23 protein-coding genes, 1 tRNA gene and 1 other RNA gene are annotated in these 26,993 nt (G+C 34.3%); 8 read left to right on the forward strand and 17 right to left on the reverse strand.

All coding sequences use genetic code 11. The features are described from left to right. Positions 1 to 159 precede the first annotated feature (159 nt). From purH to purD, 3 genes are all read left to right on the forward strand, one after another. Positions 160 to 1,746, forward strand: a complete 1,587-nt coding sequence (gene purH / locus PKC21_05535; GenBank protein ID HMR24798.1) for a bifunctional phosphoribosylaminoimidazolecarboxamide formyltransferase/IMP cyclohydrolase — start codon at positions 160 to 162, stop codon at positions 1,744 to 1,746. Positions 1,747 to 1,833: 87 nt separating this feature from the next. Continuing rightward, the gene (locus PKC21_05540; protein HMR24799.1) at positions 1,834 to 3,780 is read left to right on the forward strand and encodes a hypothetical protein; all 1,947 of its coding nucleotides are present in this window, start codon (positions 1,834 to 1,836) and stop codon (positions 3,778 to 3,780) included. A gap of 71 nt (positions 3,781 to 3,851) precedes the next feature. Further along, entirely contained in the window at positions 3,852 to 5,144 is a 1,293-nt protein-coding gene (gene purD / locus PKC21_05545) for a phosphoribosylamine--glycine ligase (protein HMR24800.1), read from the forward strand. A gap of 12 nt (positions 5,145 to 5,156) precedes the next feature. Here the strand turns inward: purD and PKC21_05550 are convergent, their stop codons facing one another. From PKC21_05550 to PKC21_05570, 5 genes are all read right to left on the reverse strand, one after another. Then, entirely contained in the window at positions 5,157 to 5,915 is a 759-nt protein-coding gene (locus tag PKC21_05550; GenBank protein ID HMR24801.1) for a uroporphyrinogen-III synthase, read from the reverse strand. Next, entirely contained in the window at positions 5,908 to 6,846 is a 939-nt protein-coding gene (gene hemC, locus PKC21_05555; protein HMR24802.1) for a hydroxymethylbilane synthase, read from the reverse strand. The genes PKC21_05550 and hemC overlap by 8 nt, the downstream gene beginning before the upstream one ends. Next, entirely contained in the window at positions 6,839 to 8,068 is a 1,230-nt protein-coding gene (gene hemA, locus PKC21_05560; GenBank protein ID HMR24803.1) for a glutamyl-tRNA reductase, read from the reverse strand. The genes hemC and hemA overlap by 8 nt, the downstream gene beginning before the upstream one ends. 32 nt (positions 8,069 to 8,100) lie before the next feature. Then, positions 8,101 to 8,790, reverse strand: a complete 690-nt coding sequence (gene ccsA, locus PKC21_05565) for a cytochrome c biogenesis protein CcsA (protein ID HMR24804.1) — start codon at positions 8,788 to 8,790, stop codon at positions 8,101 to 8,103. A 113-nt stretch (positions 8,791 to 8,903) separates the two neighbouring features. After that, positions 8,904 to 10,283: a DnaJ domain-containing protein gene (locus PKC21_05570; GenBank protein ID HMR24805.1), complete on the reverse strand. Its 1,380-nt coding sequence runs from the start codon at positions 10,281 to 10,283 to the stop codon at positions 8,904 to 8,906. A 79-nt stretch (positions 10,284 to 10,362) separates the two neighbouring features. Here PKC21_05570 and trxA point away from each other — a divergent pair, with 79 nt between their 5' ends. Then, positions 10,363 to 10,698: a thioredoxin gene (gene trxA / locus PKC21_05575; GenBank protein ID HMR24806.1), complete on the forward strand. Its 336-nt coding sequence runs from the start codon at positions 10,363 to 10,365 to the stop codon at positions 10,696 to 10,698. 76 nt (positions 10,699 to 10,774) lie between these two features. Here the strand turns inward: trxA and rodA are convergent, their stop codons facing one another. The 5 genes from rodA to PKC21_05600 are packed head-to-tail and all read right to left on the reverse strand — an operon-like array spanning position 10,775 to position 16,131. Then, on the reverse strand, positions 10,775 to 11,872 hold the full coding sequence (rodA, locus tag PKC21_05580; protein HMR24807.1) for a rod shape-determining protein RodA: 1,098 nt from the start codon (positions 11,870 to 11,872) through the stop codon (positions 10,775 to 10,777). Next, positions 11,865 to 13,694 (reverse strand): penicillin-binding protein 2, encoded by a 1,830-nt coding sequence (gene mrdA / locus PKC21_05585; GenBank protein ID HMR24808.1) that lies wholly within the window; start codon positions 13,692 to 13,694, stop codon positions 11,865 to 11,867. The genes rodA and mrdA overlap by 8 nt, the downstream gene beginning before the upstream one ends. Beyond that, the gene (locus PKC21_05590; GenBank protein HMR24809.1) at positions 13,681 to 14,208 is read right to left on the reverse strand and encodes a hypothetical protein; all 528 of its coding nucleotides are present in this window, start codon (positions 14,206 to 14,208) and stop codon (positions 13,681 to 13,683) included. The genes mrdA and PKC21_05590 overlap by 14 nt, the downstream gene beginning before the upstream one ends. A gap of 59 nt (positions 14,209 to 14,267) precedes the next feature. Further along, on the reverse strand, positions 14,268 to 15,077 hold the full coding sequence (gene mreC, locus PKC21_05595) for a rod shape-determining protein MreC (protein ID HMR24810.1): 810 nt from the start codon (positions 15,075 to 15,077) through the stop codon (positions 14,268 to 14,270). Between the two features lie 16 nt (positions 15,078 to 15,093). Continuing rightward, on the reverse strand, positions 15,094 to 16,131 hold the full coding sequence (locus PKC21_05600; GenBank protein ID HMR24811.1) for a rod shape-determining protein: 1,038 nt from the start codon (positions 16,129 to 16,131) through the stop codon (positions 15,094 to 15,096). Between the two features lie 334 nt (positions 16,132 to 16,465). On the opposite strand from PKC21_05600, the gene PKC21_05605 reads away from it, so the two are divergent. Then, positions 16,466 to 18,349 (forward strand): SurA N-terminal domain-containing protein, encoded by a 1,884-nt coding sequence (locus tag PKC21_05605; GenBank protein ID HMR24812.1) that lies wholly within the window; start codon positions 16,466 to 16,468, stop codon positions 18,347 to 18,349. Between the two features lie 77 nt (positions 18,350 to 18,426). Here the strand turns inward: PKC21_05605 and gpmI are convergent, their stop codons facing one another. Beyond that, a complete protein-coding gene (gene gpmI, locus PKC21_05610) occupies positions 18,427 to 20,010 on the reverse strand; it encodes a 2,3-bisphosphoglycerate-independent phosphoglycerate mutase (GenBank protein ID HMR24813.1) in 1,584 nt (527 codons plus the stop codon). Between the two features lie 14 nt (positions 20,011 to 20,024). Between gpmI and PKC21_05615 the strand changes: the two genes are divergently transcribed. Continuing rightward, a complete protein-coding gene (locus tag PKC21_05615) occupies positions 20,025 to 20,822 on the forward strand; it encodes an alpha/beta fold hydrolase (protein ID HMR24814.1) in 798 nt (265 codons plus the stop codon). Positions 20,823 to 20,860: 38 nt separating this feature from the next. Here PKC21_05615 and PKC21_05620 read toward each other — a convergent pair whose 3' ends face one another. The 5 genes from PKC21_05620 to ffs all read right to left on the reverse strand — a co-directional run bounded on the left by PKC21_05620 (position 20,861) and on the right by ffs (position 24,459). Beyond that, complete coding sequence (locus PKC21_05620) at positions 20,861 to 21,448, reverse strand: ADP-ribosylation factor-like protein (protein HMR24815.1); 588 nt, start codon at positions 21,446 to 21,448, stop codon at positions 20,861 to 20,863. 2 nt (positions 21,449 to 21,450) lie between these two features. Further along, positions 21,451 to 21,936: a roadblock/LC7 domain-containing protein gene (locus tag PKC21_05625; protein ID HMR24816.1), complete on the reverse strand. Its 486-nt coding sequence runs from the start codon at positions 21,934 to 21,936 to the stop codon at positions 21,451 to 21,453. A 110-nt stretch (positions 21,937 to 22,046) separates the two neighbouring features. After that, complete coding sequence (gene recR / locus PKC21_05630; GenBank protein HMR24817.1) at positions 22,047 to 22,652, reverse strand: recombination mediator RecR; 606 nt, start codon at positions 22,650 to 22,652, stop codon at positions 22,047 to 22,049. Next, positions 22,649 to 24,325: a DNA polymerase III subunit gamma/tau gene (gene dnaX, locus PKC21_05635; protein HMR24818.1), complete on the reverse strand. Its 1,677-nt coding sequence runs from the start codon at positions 24,323 to 24,325 to the stop codon at positions 22,649 to 22,651. The genes recR and dnaX overlap by 4 nt, the downstream gene beginning before the upstream one ends. A gap of 35 nt (positions 24,326 to 24,360) precedes the next feature. Further along, an RNA gene (ffs, locus tag PKC21_05640) (signal recognition particle sRNA small type) lies at positions 24,361 to 24,459 on the reverse strand. 289 nt (positions 24,460 to 24,748) lie between these two features. Here ffs and PKC21_05645 point away from each other — a divergent pair. Then, positions 24,749 to 24,840, forward strand: a tRNA-Ser gene (locus tag PKC21_05645). 186 nt (positions 24,841 to 25,026) lie between these two features. Further along, on the forward strand, positions 25,027 to 25,650 hold the full coding sequence (locus tag PKC21_05650) for an alpha-ketoglutarate-dependent dioxygenase AlkB (GenBank protein HMR24819.1): 624 nt from the start codon (positions 25,027 to 25,029) through the stop codon (positions 25,648 to 25,650). A 67-nt stretch (positions 25,651 to 25,717) separates the two neighbouring features. On the opposite strand, the gene PKC21_05655 is transcribed toward PKC21_05650, so the two are convergent. Then, the gene (locus PKC21_05655; GenBank protein ID HMR24820.1) at positions 25,718 to 26,992 is read right to left on the reverse strand and encodes a hypothetical protein; all 1,275 of its coding nucleotides are present in this window, start codon (positions 26,990 to 26,992) and stop codon (positions 25,718 to 25,720) included. Between the last annotated feature and the right edge of the window lies 1 nt (position 26,993).

A 26,993-nucleotide genomic window follows, 5' to 3' on the forward strand; every position in this document is an offset into this window, starting at 1 on the left:
CAACAAACATATAGGCTCAAGTAAAGTAAGTATCCTGCCCCTTTAAAAACGCTTTATTTACTGTGATTTACTATTAAAAACAGTTTATTCAATTGATGTTGCTGCTCTGGTAAAAAATAATTCTTTAATTTTTCTAGCCAAGCGGTTATACACGGTTTCATGCAAAAAACTTCAAAAAAACGTGCTTTAATTAGTGTTACCGATAAATCTAATCTTGATAAACTTTGTGCTGTACTTAAAAAGTTCGATTACGAAATTTACTCCTCAGGTGGTACCCGTAAACATATAGAAAGTCTAGGGTTTGAAGCCATTGAAGTCAGCCAATACACCGATTTCCCAGAAATCATGTCAGGTAGAGTCAAAACTTTACATCCAAAAATTCATGGTGGACTTTTGGCCCTGCGTGAAGACCAAACGCATATGTCACAGGCCAATCAACACGGTATTTTAATGTTTGATTTGCTGATTGTTAATTTGTATGCTTTTGAACAGCATGCCAGAAATCCTGATTTAAATCCCAATCAAGTTATTGAACATATTGATATTGGTGGCCCCAGTATGTTGCGATCAGCTGCCAAAAATTTCAAACATGTCTGCGTTTTACCGGATGTAAGCTATTATGATCAATTTATTGCCCACCTACAAGACAACAATGGCCAAACAACCCTCGAGTTTAGACAAATAATGTCGGGACAAACGTTTGCACTAACTCAACGCTATGATCAAGCCATCAGTAATTATTTTCAATCTATCCTCCCTTCTTCACCCAATGAAAATAATACTGATAAACCAAGTCTGTATCTCAACTTACAATCTAAATATGATTTACGTTACGGTGAAAATCCCCATCAATCCGCTGGTTTTTACACCAATAATAGCGTTAAAAACTCCATCTTAGAACAAGATATTCCTGGAAAACAATTATCATACAATAATATTTTAGACTTACATGCTGCTTTAAAACTTATTGCTGACTTTCAAGGCCAAACTGCTTGTGCAATTTTTAAACATAATAACCCATGCGGTTTAGGTATCTCAAATAGTAACAGCGTATTAGAAGCCTATGAAAAAGCTCTATCCGGTGACCCTGTATCTGCCTTTGGCGGTATTGTTGTGTTTTCAAAAACCTTGGATAAGGCAACTACAGAACTTATGTTAAAAACGTTTACTGAATTGGTGGTTGCCCCAGATTTTAGTCCTCAAGCAGAGGATTTACTTAAAAACAAAAAAAATCTACGCTATCTGCGTTATAGCTCGGAGCACTTAAATGCTCTTTTACAACAAAGTAATATCCGTTCTGCTTTGGATGGTTTTCTTATTCAAGATCAAGACCTAAAAAGCTTTGAAGCAAAAACAAATCAGTGTGTGAGCCATAATAAACCTACAGAAGAACAACTCAAAGCACTTGAGCTGGCTTGGAAAGCTGTGAAACATATAAAATCCAATGCCATTGTAATTTGCAATGAAAGCCAGATTTTAGGAGTTGGAGCTGGCCAAACCAGCAGAGTGGACTCTTGTCATATCGCAATGAACAATGCAAAACAATGCAAGGCCAATAAAGATGTCTTGGTTGCTGCCTCTGACGCATTTTTCCCTTTTAAAGACGGTGTTGAAACTTTAGCTAAAATGGGTATTCAAAGCATTATTCAACCTGGTGGATCAATTCGTGACCAAGAAGTTATTGATACAGTCAACGAACTCAATATGTCGATGTTATTAACAGGAACACGTCATTTTTATCACTAGACAATAATTAACCGTATTCAATTATGCACTAACAAATATGTCATAACATTGACCTATTCTCTACTCTAAGTAAAATGTTGTACATAAATGCTTAAAAACAAACTACGTATTATTCATATAAAAAATATTTTTAGCTTTAAAGCATATTTACGTACTATTATTTTTATAGCTTTTGCATTTTTTGTTTTATTGACTTATTTACAAGTTTATCAATCTATTCAGCGTTATCGTTATCAAGATTTAATTAACTACTGCCAAAATCAATATTTTTCAAAAAAACTGACCCCCTCTGACCAACAGATAGCTCAAGCTCAAGAGATTGTTCAGCATGTTCGCTATGAATATATGGCTGAAGCCAGCCAAATATTTGAGCGTGCCGTTGCATACCGCTCTGACAGTATTAGCTTTATTGAGCCTCTCATCAGAACTTATATTTTTAGAACTCCACTAGAAAATAATCATAGCTTTGATAAAAATTTAGAAACTCTTGCAAATGGTTTTATTGCAAAACATAAAAAAAATAATTATGGCCATGCTATTCTTAGTAGCCTAGCTTTAAAAAAGAATAAACTTCCTCAAGCAAGCAATCACTTGTCCAATATTTCCTCCAACCATGCGTTGTCAGCAATTTTAGATTTTAAAATTAATTTTTATTACCAAAACTCTACACAGCAGACTTTAAAAGATAAACTTGCACAATTAAAAAAACATCCGCAACTGATTCATTTTTATGAGCTAATGCAATATGAGTATTATATTAAAACTGGCAATTATTTTGCTGCAAAGCCTATTTTAAATAAACGTTTACTTCAATTTCCCAAAGATTATTGGGCACAGATCCAAGTTAGCCAGATTCTAGAGAAAGGACAGAACTTAGAAATATTTAAAAATGAATTAGCGAGTAACAATTTAAACTCACAATACGCTTCAGTTCAACTCTCTTATGCTAAATTGCTTTGCACTTTCCAACAACTATCAAAGTGCATGACTATCTACCAACAACTGGCTAATAAAAACTATCAAATCAATACCCCTATGCTTATGGCCAATGCCCAGTTTCAGTTGGTTTTTTATTTTCTCAAACAAAATCAATCTAATTTGGCTAATACACTCATTAAAAAAATGTACACTTCATCCTTGCATGATATTGATAAAATCAACTTATACTCTGCTCTGAGCTATGATATTTCAGGAAGAGCTTTACCTGCAAAACTTATCATTTCACTCCAAGAACAAAAACTTCCACCTTTAGAAAAAGCGATTGCACAATTTATTTTAGCAAAACATTATTATTCTAAAAATATGATTGATGCTTTTGAAAAAACCATCAACACAATAATAGAGCAAAACCCACAATTTATTAGTGCTCAAGTTTTTTATATAGCCTACTTAATTGAAAAAAAAGAAAACAAAAGAGCGGTAGATTTTGCTAATAAATTTATCTACAGCCAACCCATAAGCCCTTATCATATCTATCCGCTTAATATTCCCTATGACTCCTTATTTTTATACCCAACTTTAAAAAAATTGGAACAACAAATAAACAACTCAACACTATCAAGGTCTGGTATCATCTCATCTTATATTGGCCTAGTTCACCTCATCAACTATATAAAGCATAATAGCAGCTCTTCACTTAATACCTCTGAATATTACTTAAAAAAAGCTGCAAATATTATTAATACTCATGAAAAAACTTATTTATTTCTTGGAATTCTTTTTCATTATAAAAATAATATTCAAACATCAAACCAATACTTAAATAAAAGTTATGCTTTACAAGAAAATGACAGTAATACATTGTTCTGGTTTGCAAAAAATAATTTAACCCGGAAGCAAAATGATTTAGCTGCTAAAACTTTAAACCAGCTTAAACATGATAAAACATGGCAATGGCCCGCAAGTAATTTATTAGCTCTTATTTTACTTGAAAAAAAACAACATAGCCAAGCAATATCCACATTAGGAGGATTACTGCAATTAGACCCTAATCATTTTAGTGCTTGGCATACGCTAAATATAATAGAGTTTTAATATAACCAGTTTTATAATTGCATTATCATTTTGTTTTGACTTCATACCTGCTTTCACCTAAAACGAATCACATGAAAGTTTTGGTTATTGGAAAAGGTGGAAGAGAACATGCTATATGTTGGGCAGTCAATGATGACCCAAAAGTTAATACTTTTTATGCTTATCCTGGAAGCTATGGCATTTTCAAATTAGATAAATCTCAAAAGGTGGATATTAAAAGTTCAGCATCATATGAAGATCTCGCATTATGGGCAAAAAAAAACAGTATAGACTTAACCATTGTAGGTCCTGAAGAACCTTTAAATAAAGGTATCGTTAATACATTCAAGCAACATAATTTAAAAATTTTTGGCCCTAGCAAAGAAGCTGCCCAACTTGAGTCATCCAAATATTTTGCAAAAGAAATAATGCAAAAAGCTAATATTCCTACTGGAGGCTTTCAAATAACAAAAAACTACCAAGAAGCTCAAAAACTTATTCAAAATAACCAGACTTATCCAAAAGTATTAAAATACGATGGTTTAGCTGCTGGAAAAGGGGTAGTAATTTGCCAATCAAAACAAGAAGCAATAGATTTTTGCGATAAAGTCTTCAATCAACATATTTTTGGTGAAACTCCATGCCCTATTATTTTTGAAGAATTTCTTGATGGTCCAGAGCTATCTTTTTTTTCACTTTGTCATGAAAAAAATTTTTATTTTTTTGGGGATGCGCAAGACCATAAAAGATTGCTTAACAATGATCAAGGCCCAAATACAGGTGGGATGGGAGCATACACACCAACACTTCTTATGAATGAGGAGTTGAAAAACACAATAGAACAAACCATTATCAAGCCCTTACTTACACAGTTGTATCAAGAAAACATTCCATATACTGGCTTCTTATATGTTGGTTTAATTCTAACCCAACATGGCCCTAAAGTTGTTGAATTCAATGTTCGTCTAGGCGATCCAGAAGCTCAATGTCTTCTTCACCGTCTTAAAACACCGTTTGCTCAGTTGTGTAATTCAGTATTAAGCAATCAACCAGTATCAATAACATGGAATGAGAAGAAGTCATTTGTTTTAACCCTAGCTTCAAAAAATTACCCTTATCAATCTTCAAACCCAGAAATAATTTCAATAATAAATCCTATATTAGAAAGCTGTAGGATTTATCACAGCGGTACAGAATTAAATGATTCAACATTAATGGCTACAGGTGGAAGAGTTTTATCTATAGCAAGTTTGGGTAAAAGCTATCAACAAGCAGCTCAAAATGCTTATAAATGTGTAAAAGAACATATAAACTTTAATGGCATGCAATTCAGAACAGATATTGGTAAACAGGCCATTGAAAAAGAATTTAGCACAGAACAATAGTTGATTGCTAAATCAATATATCAAAAGCTTTTCAATTAAAAACTGAGTAATTAAATCAACGTAACTTTTACAGCCAGAGTCATTGAAACAATCAATCTTATAAGTTTCACATACATCTTTTGTAGACTGACCAAAAGCAATATAATTGATTTTTTTTTCATAACTGCTTAAAATTTTATCTTGATATGCATGGACAGCTGAGGGTGATGCAAAAAAGATAACTTTGTTATTATCATTATTCTCATTTAAATAATTTAATAACTCTATTGATGATAAATCATCAATATCTGTCTCATAAACCACTTTACAATGTCCTGTAAATTTTCCGGATTTTAAAAAGCGGCTTATTTTTTCCTCTGCTTTATTTGAATGCAAATAAAGAATTGAGTCTTTATCTGTTGCAATTTTTGACAAAACGTCAATAACACCATTTTGACCTTGCAGTTGTTTAGAAAAAAATACTTCAGCATTAATTTCTTTTTTCAAAAAACTAGCAACTTTTTCACCAGAAACAATGATTTTTTTTTGTGACACAATGTCAATAAGATCCTTATATTGCTTTATGATCTCTATTGTTTTTTTACTTGTTATACAAACAATTGAACTGGAACTAGCTGCATCATAATATTTTTTTAAGTTTTTATTATTAATGACTTTAGAAAACTTAAGAAGATTAAATTGTTTTATTTCAACATCAGGGTATGATTTTAAAATTTTATCAATAGACTGTTCATCTACAGCACCAGTAAAAATAATCTCAATTTTATTCATAAGATATTTTGAAGTTTTTCATTGAATTACAAATTGATTGCGCATTATTTTTTTCCATCATGGTTCTAAATCTATCTTCTAAAATATCTAAACTTTCACCATGATGATACATAGAAAACCTAACTTCAGTATTATCAACCGCATTGCCTAAATAAACATTGAAGCACAATTTTTCATTAACTGATTGTATTTCAAGACCAAAGGGCAGAGAACAACCTCCTTCATAGCTAGATATGATCTTTTTTAAACATAAGATAACATCAAAGTAATCTATTATTTTATTTTTATTTAGATACTCAAAAATGTTTTTTTCATCTCTGGTAACTACTGCAATCAAACCTTGTCCCAGTGGAGGTGTAAAAATTTTTTTATCTAGATCAGAAGCAATCATGTTTTTTTTATTAAGCCTAATCAAACCAGCTTTTGCCAAAAGAATTGCATCATAATCACCCTTTTGCATCTTCATAATTCTAGTATCAACATTACCTCTTATTGGTTTAATAACAAGATGTGGATAATGTTTTTTTAAAATACTAAATCTACGCACACTTGATGTTCCAATCACAGCCCCAGCAGGAAGATCATTTATTTTTTTATACTTATTTGAAACAAAACAATCATGGGCATCAACTTGATTACATAACATTTGTAATTTTAATCCCTTAGGGATTTCTCCAGTTAAATCTTTAAAGCTATGAATTGCTATATCACATTCATGATTTAAAAGTGCTTCATCAAGCTCTTTACTAAAAATCGCTTGTCTACCAAACTCTGAAAATGTCTTATTCTGCTCTATATCACCTGAGGTTATAATTTTTTTAAGAACATAATTAAAACCTTGATTAAAAATAATTTCACAAGTTTGTTTAGTTTGAGTCATAGCTAAAAGACTAGCCCTTGTTCCAACAATTATATTTTTTTCTTTAGTCATTATTAATATTAAATATTTTCCTTAGTTCTAATATCTTTTCTTTACTGGGTTTTGATTTAACATATTTGATAGGGTTGGCTAATACTTTTTTTTGTACTGCTTCAAATGTTTTTTCAATTTTTTCTAAATCTTCCATTTCAATAGATTTCAATGATTTCAGCATTTTTTTGATTTCATAAGAAAAAATATCTTCATATTTTTTTCTTAACTCAACAATACTTTCTTTATTGGCTTCTTGCTCTTGCATATCAATAAATTTATTAACTTCTTCACTTATAATCAAATCTGCTTTTAATGCCTCATCGTATCTTATTTTTTTATTGTTGACCGATATTTTTTCAAGATCATCAACATTATAAAGATATACTTCACCAAAATCTTCAACATTTGGGTTAACATTTCTCGGCACAGAAATATCAATGATAAAAACAGGTTTGTTTTTTCTCTTTGTCATCACTTCTTTCATATCATTATATTCAACAATAAAGCTATCTGCGGCAGTTGAAGCTATAATAATATCAAATTTGTGCATCATTTTTTTATATTGATCAAATGCAATTGTAGATGCGTCATATTGAGATGATAAAGAAATTGCTTTTTCCAATGACCTATTTGCAATACTAATGTTTTTAATCTCTTTTACTTGTAAATGCTTCAAACAAAGTTCAGCCATTTCACCTGCTCCTAAAAGCAAAACTTTGCATTGCTTTAAGTCTTCAAAAACTTTTTTTATCAGTTCAACAGCAACATAACTAATGGATACGGCATGTTTCCCAATATTCGTATCTGATTTTATTTTTTTTGATACTGACAATGCTTTATGAATAAACTTATGCATCTGACCAGAAACCAAGTTATGTTCATGTGCTTGTTGATATGATTTTTTTAACTGGGCTGTAATTTGAGGTTCGCCAATGACCAGTGAATCTAAACTACTTGCAACTTTAAATACATGTTTAATAACTTCTTCTTCTTTTTTAAAGTAAAATACTTTATCACTCTCAATTTTATTTTTATCAACATTAAAAAATTTAATTAACTCCTCAAGAATGCTTTCTTTACTCTCTTCTTTCTCATAGCAAATCTCAACTCTATTGCATGTACTTAAAGAAAATGCTCCTTTAATATTTTTTTGCTTAATTTGCTGTTCAATAAACTGTTTTAATTTTTCTTCTGAAGAAAAAGCTTCCCTAAAAGCAAGATCTGCTGTTTTAAAACTCAAACCCACTAAACGTAATTTTTTATAAAATAAACTCATTTGACAAAAGATAATAATAAAAGCCCAACCAAAACCACTTCACAAACAAAAAGTCCCTGTACAAATACTTTTCCTCTCCATCCTTTTTTGAGTCTACCCCAAACTAAAACAGCAAACATCATCCACATTATAGAAGAAGCGATAAATTTTGGATTACTTAGCCACGCATCGTCCCAAAGGCTGTGGGCTAAAACTATTCCAGTCATTAAGCTTATATTAATCACTGCAAAAACTACAAATAATAGTTTTGACATCATTCCATCTATTTTTGACAAGGATAACGTTATTAAATCTAACTGATTTAAATCTCCATGACGTTTTATTAAATTTTGATTGCGTATATAGTTCATACCCAAAAGCAATGACACACTTAAAAATATTATTCCCGTGCAATTGGAAGACATATGGATTAACCAAATTATTTCTTGAATATAGCCCTCATGTAAAAGTCTTTCTTGCTTGGCACCTAACATAGTTATCATTGCCAGAATAGAAAGAAAAAAACTTAGTCCAAAACAAAGCTTTCCAATCAAAAACCGCAGCCTTAATGATAAAAAGATAAAAAGTACTGAAAACAAACCTGCACATAAAAAAATATATTCATGGGCAAATTTAAAAACTTTATACCCAAACAGTATGCTTAAGAAAGCATAACTATAAAAACCAATGATTTGTATAATAACCAAGCTTTTTATGTCTATTTTCTTGCCTTGTTTATTAATTGTTTTAAATAAGTAAAAGCCACATAAAACAATAGAACTTATAATTGCTGACAACAATATGATTTGATGATTGTTCATTATACTCTTTTATTCACTAAACTTAGTTCTACCTTTGCATTCATAAAGTATGGATCTCTATTCACAACTTGCTCAAAATAGATTTTTGCTTGTTTATAATTTCCCAAGCTTTTTTCAACACTTCCTAAATAAAACAAAGCCTCCAGCATAGGCATATCTTTTAAAATCTCTTTTTTCAAATTTTCTCTAGCTTGCTCTATCATAGATCTTGAATAATTTTCTTCCCCCAACTTATATTGACTCCAAGCAGCATATACACGGTATTTTTCATTGGGCAAAATACTGTCACTTTCTTTAAACATTTCGTGTGCCTTGTTAAAATTCTTACTCTTCATATAAGCTAACCCTTCTAAAAACAGTGTTTCTGCTTGCACTTGTTTTTGTGCTTCCTCAGAGTTTTTGTTGGTTTTTCTTATGTTTGACAGTTCTTTAATATACTCTTTTCTTAGCTCAGAAGTACTAATTTTTTTATAGGCCAATGTAATTTTTGAGAATATATTTTCTATATTTTTCTTTTCATTTTCTGGTAAATGGCCATTTTTATCCGGATGATAAACAGCAACCATTTCCATATATTTTTTCTTGATTAGTGCCCCATTGGCAGTTTCATCTAAACCCAAAACCTCAAATGCATTTTTGCCCAATAACTCCTTTTCATTAAATATAATGTCTTGTTGTTGATGTTTTTCTGTGATGATTCCAAGTTCAATAATATTTTGTTCTTTTAAAAACAATAGGTCTTTTATAAGTTCCGAATTTGGTTTTTCAGCAATATAAGTATTGTTTACATCATCATAGGTCACTTGTTGCTGCCTTAGATTCTTTAGATATAAATCAAAAACATTTTGATTTTTTACATTAATGTTAATGCGTTTGCACTGTTCAAGAGCATATGTTGGTTTAAAGTCCTGTTTAAGTGCTTCAAAAACAGTATAAAAAGGACTAATGTGTATGGCATGCTCAGGGATGGATTTTATTTGTGGCATTTTAAGCAATATAGTTTGTTTAGAATGGTAATGTTCAACAAAAATTTTAGAGCAATCATTATTCAACAATGTTTGGTAAGAAGCTTTTTCAATAAACTTTTTATTATATAAATAAGCCCACTGATCAAACGGGGCTAATTTTTCCAATGAACTTTTGATTGATAGAAGTATCTTTGGGTCTATGTTTTTTATAATTTGATCTAAAAGATGTTCTCTTGGCACATTGCTTTTATGAGCAACAATTTTCCCTTGTCTTAAAACCAATACAGATTTTTTTTCATCTGAAACCAGAACAATATTACTACTTACAACTCGTTTTTCAATAAATGCAAAAAACTCTAAAAAATCATTTTTTTTTAAAACTTTTGCATTATGACCTGTTTTATTGCCCATTTATCTTCCAGTATAATATATTTTTAGCCAATCTTTAAGCCAAGTTGACACTCTGATCATTTTAATTTATTCCATACGGATGGCACACGCAGATATCATTAACATCACAGATGAAAGTTTTGAAAAGGCCGTTCTTAAGGCTACTACCCCAACCTTAGTAGATTTTTGGGCAGAATGGTGTGGCCCATGCTTAGCAATAGCACCTATATTGGATGAATTGGCAGAAGAATACAAGGGTAAAGTTCGTATTTGTAAGCTTAATACCAGCGATAACCAGTCTGTGCCTGTACAGTATGGCATACGCAGCATTCCAACCATGATTTTGTTCAAAAATGGTGAAATTGTAGAACAAGTTGTTGGTGCATTGAACGTCAAAGAAAAGCTTTCTGCTGCTTTTGATAAAGCTTTAACTTAATCTTTCTTTTGTAAAGTAAAAAAGCTCTATTTTGTTAATAGGGCTTTTTTATTTAGACATTATCATTTTAAACTTGTTAAAATAAATAACGTCTTAAACTCACATTCATTAAAATCCCAACACCCACAAAAGTTGTTAGCAGTGAGCTTCCTCCGTAGCTTAAAATAGGCAGCGTCATCCCCACCACGGGGAGCATACCTATTTCCATGCCCAAATTGATAATAGTTTGGGTTAAAAGTAAACAAGTTGTACCTAGAGCCAAAAACAAACCAAAACTATCCCTGGCATGCAAGGCAATGGAGAATCCTAAAACTCCAAGCGCAGTATACAAAGCAATGAGGAAAAAAGACCCCATAAAGCCAAATTCTTCCGCAAAGTTGGAGAATACAAAATCTGTATGCTGCTTTGGAAGAAACTGTAATTTACTTTGTGTTCCTTTTAAATAACCTTTGCCAAAAAATTGCCCTGAACCAATGGCTATTTTAGATTGAATCACTTGATACCCCTTGCTTAAGGGGTACTTTTCTGGGTTAAGAAAAGAAACAACTCTATCTTTCTGATAGGGGTGTAACATATACTTCCAAACAAGGGGGACCGATGCAAGCATCAATACAACTGTTGTGATGACAATTTTCTTTTCAACCCCAACAAACAGGGTCATTATCACTCCAGATCCGGCAAGGATTAAAGCAGTTCCTAAGTCCGGCTGTTTTAAAACTAATAAGAATGGTAACAACATTAATAAAATAGGTTTAATTAATTGCACAATTCCCATGGCACCAAAGTCACGTTTTTCCGAATAATATTTTGCCATAGTTAATACCACACTTATTTTTGCTAACTCGGACGGTTGAAAAGCAACACCAGCAATTCTGATCCAGCGTTGAGCCCCCTGAGACGTCTTACCAAAAAATAAAACATACAATAGAATTAATAAAGTCAGGCCATATATAGGGTAAACATATCGACTCCATAAACGATAATCAAAAAGAGCTATCCCAGCAGCAACCATGACTGATAATAAAGACCATATCATCTGACTTTTAAAATATTTTGCCGTACTTAAACCTAAGGTTGCACTGTAGAGATTAAATAATGAAATAATCAATAAAGCCATTACCAATAAAAACAATCCCCAATCAAATCGACCGGTTTTTCCCAAGTATTTACTCATCTATATAATACTCCTTGTATGCATCCATAACTTTCTTAATGATCGGGGCAGCAACAGCACCGCCGTGCCCTCCATGCTCAACAATAATTGCAGCGGCAACCTTTGGGTCTTGAGCCGGAGCATAAGCAACATACCATGCATGATCTTCAAGCTGTTTTTTAGCTCTAAATGATACCACTTGTGCTGTCCCGGTTTTACCCGCAATTTCTATTTTATTACTTCTTCCTCCCCAATAGGCTGTACCACCGGGTGTGTTAACAACATCATACATCCCTTGTAGAATAATCTCTTGAATCTCATTAGGAAGGTCAACCTTCTTTCTGTTTACCTTTTGGTTTATCTCCATGTACTCTAAACTGGGTGTTACCAAGTACCCTTTAGCCAAACCTCCAACCATCCTTGCCATTTGCAATACAGATGTTTGCAAATAGCCTTGCCCTATTGCTACTGAAAGGGTTTCGCCAGCTACCCATGGCTGCTCATATACTTTTCGTTTCCATTTAGAATCAGGAACCAAACCTTTTGCTTCTGGTTGATATTGAATACCCGTGACCTGACCAAGGTCATATTTTCTGGCATATTCAGCAATCTTATCTATTCCTAAACGACGACCAACTTCATAAAAATACACATCACAAGAATGCTTTATTGCATTTTTTGCATTCATCCAACCGTGCCCCCCTCTATTCCAACAACGTTTAACTTCTCTTCCTAAACGATAATAACCGGGACAAAATATCTTATCTTCTGGCCCAATAACTTTTTCTTCCAAAGCAGCATGGGCTGTGATCATTTTAAATGTTGATCCAGGGGGATATACGCCTTTAACCGCTCTATTGTACATTGGATTTAAGTTGTTTTTATTGATCTCTTGCCAATATTGCGTTGATACACCTCGGGCAAACTCTTGTGGTTTAAAGTTTGGATAACTGAGCATGGCCAAAATCTCACCCGTCTCAATATTGAGTAAAACGGCTGCACCAGATTCATGCTTTAAAAAAGCATCTTCAAAAACTTTTTGCAAACGACTATCTATACTCAACTTTACATCTTGCCCAGAAATTGGCTTTTGCTCTTGAAAGGAGGGTAACAAATCGTATGCTTTTTCATCACTTAACTCTCTGCCACGAGCATCTTCAACAACAGGTAATGTCCCGTGTTTACCTCTTAAAACATTTTCATGTTTTTTTTCAATACCATAAACACCCCAATAATCACCCAAACCATATTGACGATTGTCCGCAGTACCCTCATCCTCTTTCATTCTATTGAGTTCTTTTTTTCCTATTTCACCTAAATAACCTAGAATGTGACTGGCCAGAACTCCATATGGATAAACCCTTGTTGGCTCATAATCAATATTAACTCCATGCAGATCATATTGATGGGTCAAAATTTTGCTCATTTGATCGAATGTAATATCACGTTCAAGTGTGATTTTTGACTGATTACTATTGCGCTCTATTTTATTTCTTACTGTTTCTTTTTTTTCTGTAGACCAATCAAAAACATCTCCTAAAAAAACAAGTATTCGCTCCTTGTCAGCGTTTGATAGTTTTTGTGCATTAATCATCAAATCAAATGATGGGCTACTTTTTGCTAAAATGACTCCATTTCGATCTACTATTTTACCTCTTACAGCGGGGATTTTTTTTAACTCTATTCTATTGGCTTCAGAAAAGACTCGCCATCGCTTGCCATTAAAAATTTGTAAATGCCAAACACGTGCTAAAATCAAAAAAAATAAAACTAAAAATACCGCAATACAAATATAAATACGTATTTCAAAAAACTCTTTGCGATTGTCCTCAGAAAGTTGCAATGAGACCTTCTCTCTGTTGGGCAAAAATTACATTCTGTTCTTGTAAGCGAAGTTTAGATAAAGTTTTACAGTCTATCCAAATTAATAAATTTAATACAAATGGAGCAAATATCGCATACAAAAGACATTGGCTTAACATAACAAAAAATGTTCCTAAAAGCATTGCACTTGATCTTTGAAAAATTCCTCCCAACCAATGCTCAACTATGAACATAAACAAACAAACAATAAAACACAAAATAAACTTCTGTATATAGCCAGAGATAAAAATACTTTGTCTAAAAGCTAAACAAAGTAAAACCAGGATTATATAGGTCATACTCAAGCTGCTCCCCCATGCAATACCAAAAGCATTGGTTAAAGAATACAAAAACAAACTCCACATCATGGCTTCATAAGGCTTACGAGTAAATGCTAGATATGTTACAACAATAACCACCGTATTAAAATAGAAGCTTGCAAAAAACATCTTTATAAAAAAAATATCTTGCATGACAATTGAAATTCTAGGCATGACGGATGTCTGGAGAATTAATCCAAGTATGGATAAAGATATTATGGCAAATATATTTTTCATTCTTCGCTAACGACTACACCAACTTCTTCTATATGAAAATAGTCAACGTAAGTTTTAACATATACATCTAAAAACAAGTCATCATTTTTTTCCTGAACCTCAGAAACAAATCCAATTGGCAGCCCTTTAGGATAAACATCATCTAAACCTGATGTAATAAATATATCTCCCACTTTTACATCTTCTGTTGCGGAAAAATATTCTGATTTTAATTGGTCAATTTTATAGCCTCTTAACAGAGCCCTTCTTCTTGTTCTTTGATTAATTACATCAACAACGCTTGTTTTATCTGAAAGCACAAGCACATCACTATGACGAATGGAACTTTCTAAAACCAATCCCACTAAGCCACGTGAATGAACCACTGGCATACCTTTTTCTACGCCGAATGCTCTACCTTTAGCTAAGCGAATCATTCTTTGGTTAGGTGATGCCCCTAAAGCTACCCTTCTTGCCCCCAAAACTACATAGTCTCTTAAGGGTTCTATACTTAAAAGGTCACGTAATCTTTCAGCTTCAAATAATAACTCATCATTTTTTTTAATTTTAGACTGTAATAGGTCAATTTGTTTTTTTAATTGATCATTTTCTTTAGCGGTGTTGGTAAGAAAAACATAATATTTAAATGTTGAAGTTATTTTATCCACTAAATGACCAGCCGCTTTTTGCAAAGGCAGACTTATGAATATAATGGACTTTTCAATAAAACCTAAATTTTGTTTTTTTTGCAAACCAACAGAAATAATTTGAATACCCAAATAACTGACAAGGAAGATAGCTATAGCAATTCTTAGGGGCTTATTCACTGAACCTTACAATATCTTAAACACTGGTTACCACTGCCATTAAACGATCATCATCTAAAACTTTCCCTGAACCAATCACAACAGATGTTAAGGGATCTTCTGCAACCATAACAGGCAGGTTTGTTTCTTCTCTAATCATTGCATCAATATTTTTTAACAAAGCTCCACCACCCGTCAGAACAATGCCTTTATCAACAATATCTGCAGCCAATTCTGGTGGTGTTTTTTCTAAAGCAATTTTAATGGCATCAACTATAACTTTAAGGCATTCTTTTAGTGCATGTCTTATTTCTTCTGAAGAAATGGTCATCGTTTTTGGAATCCCTGAAACCAAATCTCTTCCTTTTACTTCCATGGTTTCTTCTTCACCCTCAATGCAGTATGCTGAACCTAAAGTCAGTTTAACTTCTTCAGCTGTCCTTGAACCCACTAAAATATTGTACTTGCGCTTTAAAAATTGGGTGATGGCTTCTTCCATCTTATCCCCAGCCATTCTGACTGACTGCGAGTAAACAATACCAGAAAGCGATATAACCGCAACTTCAGTGGTGCCTCCACCAATATCAACAATCATATTGCCGGAAGGTTCAGTTATTGAAAGTCCGGCTCCAATGGCTGCTGCCATGGGTTCGTCAATTAAATAAACTTCGCGCGCACCTGCTGCTGTTGCTGACTCTTTTACAGCTCTACGCTCCACATCTGTAATACCAAACGGCACACAAATAATAATTCTAGGTCTAACCCAAGAATTACGATTATGGGCACGGGCAATAAAGTGTTTTAACATGGCTCCAGTAATCTCAAAGTCCGCAATCACTCCATCTTTCATGGGTCTAACGGCAACAATTGAGCCTGGTGTACGGCCTAACATTTCTTTGGCCTCTTTACCTACTGCTACAACTTTTTTGCGTTTTCTACCATCCATAGAAACAGCAACCACCGAAGGTTCATTGATAACAATGCCCCGGCCCTTCATGTAAACCAAAGTATTGGCTGTTCCTAAATCAATAGCTAAATCATTTGAAAAAAAACCTATAAACTGATCAAATACCACGTATCTCACATACCAGAGACCACCGTTCTCTCCAATAAATTATTGTGTTTTTGCACATTCTTTTTGATAAAAACAGTGTCTTTTCCAGCACTTAATATTAACTCTGAAGCAAAAACCCATTGATAAGACTGTAGTTACGATATGAACTGTAATTTTAAGACTTTTTGTACCACTTACTGTCCTGATACTCTGTGTAGGTGAGTTTAAGGTATTTATCCGACCTTGAACCAATAAATTTGGTAAAACATTAAAAAATACGCTATATCTGGCCCCTAAAGTTATAAAACCCATTAGCCTGCATTTTGGCTACATATTATTTAAGGAGCATTTTTCAATGTTACAATCAATTAGTGAAGGTATGGTTTCTCCTTTTGCAAAAGTATTACTTTTTATTCTTGCTGCTGCTATGATCGGTTTTTATGGTTTCTCAGGATCATGTGGCGGAGCAATGTCAGAAAATATTATTGCCACCGTTGATGGCAAAGAAATCAGTCAAAATGAACTGGCTCGTGCCTTTCAAGAAATGATAGCTTACCAACAAAGCCAAGGTATGAATTTCAACAATCTCCCACCTGAAATGATTACGATGTTTCAAAAACAAGTGTTGCAAAGTATGATTCAAAAAAACCTATTACTTAAACAAGCTAAAGCTTTAGGTATGGTGATGCCCAAAAAAGCTGTTCAGAAAAATATTTATGACCAATTCACTCAAGGTAATCAAACCTTTGATTTCCAACAGTATAAAAATATTCTTGCTCGTTTTGGTCAAACTCCTGCCCAATTTGAAAAAGAAGAAGGTGAAAAAATTATGGTCAATAGTTTGTATCAAGCCATGAATGCAATAGCAAAAACTCCATTGCACCTTTTAAAAGCTGATTATGCAATAAACAATACCAAAGCCAAAGTCAGTTACATAAAGCTCAATGCCAACCAAGTTCAAAATAAATTAGGTGTTGAACACCCTACCCAAGAACAACTCAAAGAGTACTTTGAGCAAAACAAAGAAAATTATAGAGTCCCAGAACAACGTGATTTTTCTCTTTACTGGCTTAACTTAGCAACGTTTTTACCGCAACCCAATGATGAAGATCTAAACCAAACCTTAAAGTCTGCGTACAACGCACAACAAAAAGAAAAACTCACCCAAGCCCGCTACCATGCTCGTCACATATTAATTGCAGGCGACAATGAGGCAAGCAGAGCACAAAAAATTTATCAGCGCATCAAATCTGGAGAGTCTTTCAATAAAATTGCCCTTATGGAAAGTGAAGATCCAGGTTCAAAAGGCAATGGTGGTGACTTAGGTTATTTTTCTTCTGACAGCATGGTTCCAGAATTTCAAAACGCTGTAGAATCTTTACGCGTAGGTCAAGTCAGTACTCCAGTAAAAACATCTTTTGGTTATCACATCATTGAACTCTTGGATAAAATTCAAGCCGGCCCAGTCAATGTCACACGTCTCAAAAAAGAATTGGCTTACACTTGGCAAGCACGTGCACTCGAACAAGATAATTATAAAAACATAGCTCTAGATGCTGCAAAAAAAGTTTTTGCCAATCAGGCTAAGAAACAGACCTACAACAACATCAATCAAAATGATGACTTGCCCCAAGTTCCTGATAGCAATGATACAAGTATTATTATGGGTAAAGTCATGGGTGCTAGCTTAAAGCAAAAAAGTGATGTGTTTACAGCTGCATCATCCAATTATCTTTATCAAGTTGAGTTACATAAAATTGAAGAAAGCCGTATTCCAAGCTACGACAGTATTTCTCAAACTGTTAAAACCAACTACCTTGATCAAGCCTATCAAAAAGCTTTTTCAACTTTGATGGCACAAAAAAATCAACAACTGCTAAAAGGTGAAATTACCAATTTACAAAGTTTAGCCAATGAACTAGGCCAAAGCATTCAAACAACAGGTTGGTTTTCAGCCAATGATTCATCTCAATTAAAAGGTCAACTGGATATTGAAGACCTTAAGCCGGCACTGTCCATGCAAAAAGATAGCCTATTTAAAAAAACAATTGTGCAAGGGAAAGATTATTATTTCTTAGCAGTTGCAGATCTTCAAACTCCTAATTGGAGTCAATTTGATATAGATTCTTCAACCCAAAATAATTCTGAGTTAATCAACACACAAAAAATAACTCAATGGATCAAGAGCCTTGAAGAAAATGCAAACATCGAAATTGCCCCTCAGTTTCAGGATTCATAATGGATAATCTAGACTATTCTTAGCGTTTCACTCTGAGTAATAGTCTTGAATAACTAAAGCTACGAAGACTTATGTTTTTATTTTTTACTGAGCAAGCTCTTACTTTTCATTTGAATAGGAACTTTAATATTCATGGTTTGTAAAATTGTTGGTGCAATATTACTTAACACGCCTTCTGATTGTAGTTTTATATTTTTCACATCTCGTCCAAGTAAAATAAATGGAACTGGATTGAGCGTATGGGCGGTATGAACATTACCATTATCATCTAACATTTGTTCAATATTACCGTGATCGGCCGTAACAAAAACTTTATAATCATTTTCTAAGGCAGCCTGCGCTATACGCTCTAAACAAGTATCTGTTGCTTCTACTGCTTTTAAGGCCGCTTCAAAATTACCTGTATGCCCAATCATATCAGGTTGCGCATAGTTGACCACAATCAAATGTTCTTGTTTTTGCTCTATTGCAGAACAGACATGATCCGTAACTATGCTTGAATTCATCGCAGGAACTTCATCATAAGTTTTGACTTTTGGTGAAGGAACCAAATATCGACGTTCTTCACGGTAAGGCTCTTCTCTACCTCCATTGAGAAAAAAAGTTACATGCGCATATTTCTCTGTTTCAGCAACACGAAATTGCTTTAAATGATGACTTTCTATCGTTTCTCCTAAGCACATATCAATTTTTTGCTCATCAAATAAAACAGGGAAAGCAAATGCCCAGCTGTACCTGGTCATGGTAAAAACCTTGCTTACATCTAACAGTGGACCTTCATCTGTCATATCAACACTTTGTAAGCATTGTTCTTTAATAGTTTTTTCTGTTAATGCTTTACAGATTTGACGCATACGATCAGAGCGAAAATTAAAACAAAAAACAACATCATGCTCTTCAATTTTCCCTGCATAAGATTGATCTGGAGTTAAAACCTTACATGGTTCAAAAAACTCATCACTGATACCTTGTTCATATGATTTTTCTATTGCTTTAATAGGATCTGTACAGGATTTATTACTACCAATATCAAGCATTACCTTTAATGCTTCTGCGGTTCTTTCCCAACGCTGATCTCTATCCATAGCAAAAAAACGCCCACTTAGACTTGCCAGTTGTCCTCCCCAACGATTGAGCACAGCTTGTAAATTTTTTATATACTGCAAAGCAGATCTTGGTGATGTGTCTCTTCCATCCAAAATGGCATGAAAATAAACTTTTTTCATGTCTGCTCCCTGTTCAAACAAAAGCTGAATGATTTGACTGTAATGCTCTTCAGATGAATGAACGCAACCATCAGAAATAAGACCTAATAAATGAATTTTTCTACCGGTGGCTTTATGCTGAGTCAGCATAGATTGAAAGCTTTTATTCTCGGTAAAAGTTTTATTGGCAAGGCTCTCATTGATTCGCACCAAATCTTGTGCAATCACTTTACCGGCCCCAATATTCATATGACCTACTTCTGAATTCCCCATGACAGCTTCAGGTAAACCCACAAACCCGCTGGATGCTTGTAATTGCGTCATTGGATATTGCCTTAACATCTGCTCATAAAAAGGCGTATTTGCCTGGGCAATGGCATTACCTTTAATTTCGTTGCGGATTCCCCAACCATCTAAAATAACCAAGACCGTTTTATTTACATTTTTTTTTGTCATGATAGTTTTCTTTCATGTTTTTTAATTCTTCCAACAGTTCGCCAGCAAATGTATCCAAGCTTAGTGCAAATGCAACTTCTTTTTTAAAAGGAGACAAAGATATAACCCTCATTTGTGTACATGGATTCACAGGTTCTAGCCATGACTTTTCTATTGTTGCCCCATATTTAAAAAACCTGTTCAACATCAATTGTATCTCGTTGAGCCTACCCGGACACACCGGAAAAATAGAAGATTTAAAGGCCATTCAATATCAAGATTGGCTTAATGTCATTCAAGGTCACATTGACTCATGTTTAGAGAAAAACCACCAGGTTCATTTAATGGGGCTATCCATGGGAGGGTCTTTAGCCATGATTATAGCTGCCCAACTTCAGGATAAAATTAAATCCATGACTTTATTTTCTCCAGCAATATGGATTATCAATCGTAAACAAGATCTTGCACTCTATTATTTAAGCAAGCTTCCTCGTTTTCTAATCCCAAATATTACAATTAAAAAAGATAAAAAAAAGAATGAAGTTCTTTTGTTTGAGTCTTATCCTTTACAGGCTTTAGCAGAATATAAAAAAGTCACCCTTTTAGCTAAAGATGCCTTACCCAAGATCAATTGCCCTAGTCTGGTTATCTACTCTGATGATGATGATGTTATTTCACCTAAGTCTAGTCAGTTTATCTACAAACACAATAAAAATAAAATCAACCACATATTAAATCTAAAACATGCAGGGCATATTATTCCAATGATTCAAGATCAAGAGCAAGCAAGCATGCTTAATGCGCTAAAAACTTTTTATACAGAGATTTTTTAATAGAACGCAGGTAAAACTACAATAGAATTGCAAACCAACTAATGTTTTTTCTTTAGTTCTAACAGAACCAGTTTTGCAATTGACTTAAGCGTATCAAACACACCTTGACCATCCGTTGCCACCGCTTCAAACTCAGGAACTTTATAAAAGTTTAAGTCTCTGCGCATTTGTTCAATACCCATAGCAGACGGTAAATCGCGTTTATTGTACTGTATAACATGTGGAATTGTATCTAAAGATAAGCCGTTTTCCTTTAAATTAACTTTTAAATTTTCATACGATTCAATGTTGGCTTCTCTTCTTTCTTCTTGTGAATCTGCTACAAAAACTACCCCATCTGCTCGTTCAAGAACTTTTCTTCTGGTTAAGTCGTAAAAAACTTGCCCAGGAACTGTGTACAAATGAAAGCGAGTTTGAAAGCCATTGACAGTTCCTAAAGATAAATGCAAAAAATCAAAAAATAAGGTTCTTTCAGTTTCAGTCGCCAAGGATATTAGTTTACCTTTTGCCTCAGGTTTAATTTTTTTATCCAAAAATTTAATATTGGTGGTTTTGCCACATAAGCCTGGACCATAATAAACTATTTTTAAATGAATTTCTTTTTCGTAAGAATCTATATACATAATCTTTAATCACCAAACAGTTGATCAATATCTTGATCAGAAATTTCCTCAAAAATGGCGGCCACCGCTGACTTAGGATCAGCTTTACTGGCCAGCTTATTAAATAAATCACTCAATTCTCGACTGAACTTTTTAACCCGCAAACGCACCAAACCTAAACTAGACTCTGCATCAAAAAGCACAACCAAGATAATTCTTTGATCAATTAATGATAGGTGAATATTATCTTTTTCACCTTCATGAAAAATAATAGAAAATTCTTTTTCACCCAATAGTTTAGCTATACCCGCTGTTGCAGCAAAATTACCGGCCGTTAACGATGCTAAACCAATAGAATCAATCTCTTTGGTTTCACCCGTTGAGGCAATCAACTGTCCATTTTTATCAACCAAAAAACAAGCCTTTGCATGCGCTTCATTATTTAAGTTTTCTATGATTGAAAAAATCTCAACCATTTCTTTCTCAAATACAACCATAGGAGAATTGTCCATACCCCTATTTTTAACAGCTTATGTTACGAAACACAAAGATTTTCATACTTTATAAGTCGTAGACTGCCCTTTTGGGCTTACAAAAATACATCTAAATAAATATAAAAATTTTATGAGTATTGTCTGCGTTCAGCAATGGCTCTACCTAAAGTAATCTGATCTGTATACTCTAGGCTACTGCCCATGGGGACTCCCATTGCAATTCTGCTGGTTTTAACAGCCCGATTACCCACCAATTTATTGGCAATATAAAGCGCCGTAGCATCTCCCTCCACGTCAGGGTTCATGGCTAAAATTACTTCTTGTATAGCCCCTTGCTCAATTCTTTTAAAGAGCTGACTAATTTTTATCTGTTCAGGACCAACCCCTTCCAAAGGTGACAAGCGACCATGCAAAACATGATAAACCCCTTGGAATTGAGCACTTTCTTCAATAGCAAAAATATCTGTTGGGTTTTCTACCACGCACACCAAACTGTGATCTCTTTTTGGATTTAAACATATTGAGCAAACTTCATCATCACTATAAGCATGGCAGGACTCACAGAGTCTAATACTCTGCTTAACTTTAATCAAAGCTTGGGCAAGGTTTAAACTTTTTTCTTCTGGGAGCTTTAACAAATGCATAACCATGCGTTGCGCAGATTTTTGTCCAATACTGGGCAACTGACTGAATGCTTTAACAGCCTCTTGAAAAGACTTAGGAATATAACTCATTTTAAAACATTGACCTCATCCACTTTAGCATCAAATAAACCTAAAGTTTCCTGAACCTTTTTATCTTCTAAAACAGTTTTTTCTGCTTGTGCTTGCTTCACTGAGTGTGGGGTTTCGTCTTGACTTTGCTCACCACTTTCACGGATACTCAATTGATACTTTTCTCCAAAAAGTGTTTCGCTTAATTCTTCAACATACTGTTTAAATTCTTTTTCTTTTGCACGCTCAAGATAAAAAGAGCTTTTTGGAAAGCCTAAAACAATGCGCTGATTTTCAACCTTATGCCTATCGCTTTGTAATAAAATGGCTGCATACGATGGTTTATTTTTCTTTGTTACTTGCAACAGTTGATCCCAATGCGTCTGATCACTCTTGTCTTGGATATCTGTTGTTTGTGCTGAATTTTGAGCCATAGGTTCATTGTTTATTGGCTCATGCATTGGCTTTGCAACAGGCATGGCTTTCTGTAAAGATTGTGATGTTTGAGTTTGAACTGCTGGTGCTTTACCTTGAACCGGTGTCAAGTTTGTACCTTTTTTAGCATTGATTTGTTCAAGTAAATCATCCACATCAATGCGTGGAATATAACGCGCTGCTTTTATCATGGTCACTTCCAGCAAACGCTTGGCAAAATTACTGCGTCCCAACTCATTGATGGTATTTTTAAACAAATCAAACCAACGCTCTAGCTCTTCATCTGCAATAGTTTGCGCTAAACCTTTAAGCCTAGCCAACTCTTCTTCTGTTGCCCGCACCAAATGATCTGCTCCACCAGCTTTAATGACTAAAATATCACGCACTTTCTCAAGTAAATCTGTTAGATAGTTTTTTGGATCAACTCCGGTTTGAAATACCTTTTCCAGAACTTGTAAAATACCCTCTACAGAATGTTCACTTAAACACTGCAAACTCTCATCTAAAATAGATTTATGGGTTAAGCCCAAAATATCAATAACGTCTTTTTCTAAAATGGTTTCATCTAAACTAGAAATCAAAGCAATGACCTGATCCAATAAAGACAAAGCATCTCTAACACTACCCGCCGCTTGTATAATCAATAAATCCAGGGCTGCTGGCTCCATATTGATTTTTTCTTGTTGTAAAATGTTTTGCAAGTGTTGCTTAAGATGGGTTTCAGCCACTTCTTTAAAGTCAAAACGTTGACAACGTGAATGAATGGTATCTGGAATCTTCTGAGGCTCAGTGGTTGCAAAAATAAATTTTACATGTGAAGGCGGTTCTTCTAATGTTTTTAATAGCGCATTAAAGGCACTGGTTGAAAGCATATGCACTTCATCAATGATAAAAATTTTATACTTTGATTTAGAGGGTGCATATTGCACATTATCTTTTAACTCACGAATATCATCAACAGATGTATTAGACGCGCCATCAATCTCAATCACATCAATGTTTTGGCTGGCTGAAATCTCTTTGCAATTGGTGCACTCATTGCACGGATTAATATCTTGTGGATTTTCACAGTTTAAGGCTTTGGCAACAATTCTTGCGGATGTGGTTTTACCGACCCCACGGGTTCCAGTAAACAACATGGCATGCGGTACACGATTTAAGCGAATGGCATTTTTTATGATTTTTACAATGGTTTCTTGTCCAACCAAATCATCAAAACTTTGTGGTCGCCATTTCCGCGCCAACACCACATAACTCATACAAGACTCTCCTTAAAGCACCATAGAAATAAAGTGATCGCCAGAAAAAAAGCGGCACCCAAAGAGGGCTCCGTGCCGCTGCTTCCTTCCGGACCTGACGGAATTGGGAGTCGTTTGTCGCGCAAATTCCGGCGATCACTGCGACCTATACCATTAAGATGGGTTTTTTTAAAGTAGAAAAGCAGAAATTGGGTCAAAATCATGGATCGATGGCCATAGCCTTAGATTTTATTGACAGGTCAAAAAAATATGGTAGATAAGCATACTTCACATAACAGACATATATTATGTTTGTATGCTATGGAGAGGTGGCCGACATACAGATTCTTGTGAGCGTAGCGAGCTAGAATGTGTTAGGTTACAGATACTCTTTGTAAAGATAAATAGACTTGCTCCATGCAAAATTAGGCATGGAAGCACAATGGAGAGGTGGCCGAGTGGCTTAAGGCACAGGTTTGCTAAATCTGCGTACGGGTTAAACTGTACCGGGGGTTCGAATCCCCCTCTCTCCGCCATTTTTCTCTAATTCCACTCATTGTTCAATCAAATTATTTGGCTTACGCTTCAGTCTTTTTAGAGGGATTCGAACCTCGCGCCTTTGGCGCGGTTCGTTGGTTTATTGGGCTCGCTACGCGAGCATGGCCCTCTCTATAATTTACTTTTACCTGACAAACTTAAGATGACGCGTTATAAATTCATTTATGGATCTTTTTGAACAGCTTGTTGGTCAGCCGCGGAATGTGTTGCCCTATGATGGGACGGTTTATTATTATGGTCCTATCTTTGCCGCTGATCATGCTCAATATTATTTTGATTGCTTGTTAAAAGAAGTTGCTTGGCAGTATGATCAAGCCGTTATTTTAGGTAAAACCATTGTTACCAAAAGGAAAGTAGCTTGGTATGCTGATCAGGCATTTACTTACACCTACTCTAAAACAACCAGAACTGCTTTACCTTGGTTACCTATCTTGCTTGAGCTCAAGACTCATGTAGAAAAGACGAGTCAAGCAAATTACAATGCCTGTTTATTGAATTTTTACCATGATGGTCAAGAAGGGATGAATTGGCACAGTGATGCTGAAAAAGAACTGGTTACGCAAGCTCCTATTGCCTCATTAAGCTTTGGTGCTGAACGGAAATTTTCTTTTAAACATAAAACAAGCAAAGAAAAACGCTCTTGTCTTTTAGAGGCTGGCAGCTTACTGGTCATGAAAGACAAAACTCAAAGCCATTGGCTTCATAGTCTACCCGCCACAAAAACAATTTTAAAACCAAGAATTAATCTTACCTTTAGACTGATGCATGGCTATTTTGGTTCACTATAATAAATCAATAGCAGATTGTTATTTAATTGTAGACAAGACCTTAATAGCCTTGCCTACAATTTAAGATTTAATATTGATTACATTCAACACCTTGATTAAACCCAAAGTCTGCAAGGTCTTGGTTACAGAATATTCTGTAATCGAGAGACTCTTGACTATGGTTTTTGGTGTAAAGATATTGTTTTAAAAATTCTTTACCCATTGGATTACCACTTTGTTCAATTGCACTGGTCCCTGGATGAATATTTTCTAAGACTCTATCGTTGATATCACTTACACTAGAGTTTTCTGTAAAAAATACTGTTTTTACTTCAGTACCATCAGTACCAATATCAATATTATTTATATATTTATAATAGCGTAGTTTTTTATTAACGCCATTGACCTTGATGGTATACTTATATTGATCATCATTGTTCAATACACTGTAACGGGTAAAGCCCATGTTTTTTGGATTATAGGGATAAACATGAAACATGGCTGAATTGTGTAATTGAAACGCAATGTACGATTGCTCCATCTGATCATCCTGTGTATTGCTATTGCATTTGGTATAAAAATCATTTTTACTAATGGTCTCAGCTTTTAAATGCGAATTGTACCTAGAATGCATGCGCACTCTCAATTGAGAATTACTGCTATTGGATTGGTTTTGTAAATCATCATACGCAGTGTTTAAACACATCAACAAGCGCTTTCCATAAGCTTGGCCTTTAAAAGTAACAATACTATCTCCCTTAGCTTCAAGCTCAAACTGAATAGAAGATAAGCCTCCAGCACCACTATCTTTTCTAAAAAACAGTCTATGAACTTTTAAAACACCTGGATGCAAGGTACTATCATTATCTACCCAAGTACCATTTCCTAAACTTGCTCTTAATTTTTTTTCAGCATAGCTTTTAAACCATTGTTGACCAATTTTTTCATTTTGTAAATCCGCAATAACACCCATAATCTGCTGACTTGTTACCGCAAGTAAAGCACTCCAGAATTGCCCACCGTTTTTTTCTGTGCCTTGATGTTCAATGCATTCAGGTGAGTTTAAAATATCTTGTTGCTGTTGTTGCGAAGTAGCTCCTGACAAGTTACATGGATCATCAATACCCAAATCATCATAAATTTCAGGACAGGTTCCTTCTGCATTGATACTTCCACCCATTTGATTACAGGCATCCGCTGAATAGGTTGCAAATACTTCACCTGGCGTGGTCCCTTGATCAATTTGTTTATGAATTCTACTGTAGTCATCAATGGGAGGAGCACAGTAAGAAAGACTGACTAAACATAAGATTAATATAACGTGACTTAATATTATTTTTTTTGGCTTCTTGATTCTTTTCATG

This window comes from Oligoflexia bacterium, assembly GCA_035326705.1.
GTDB lineage: Bacteria > Bdellovibrionota_G > JALEGL01 > JALEGL01 > JALEGL01 > JALEGL01.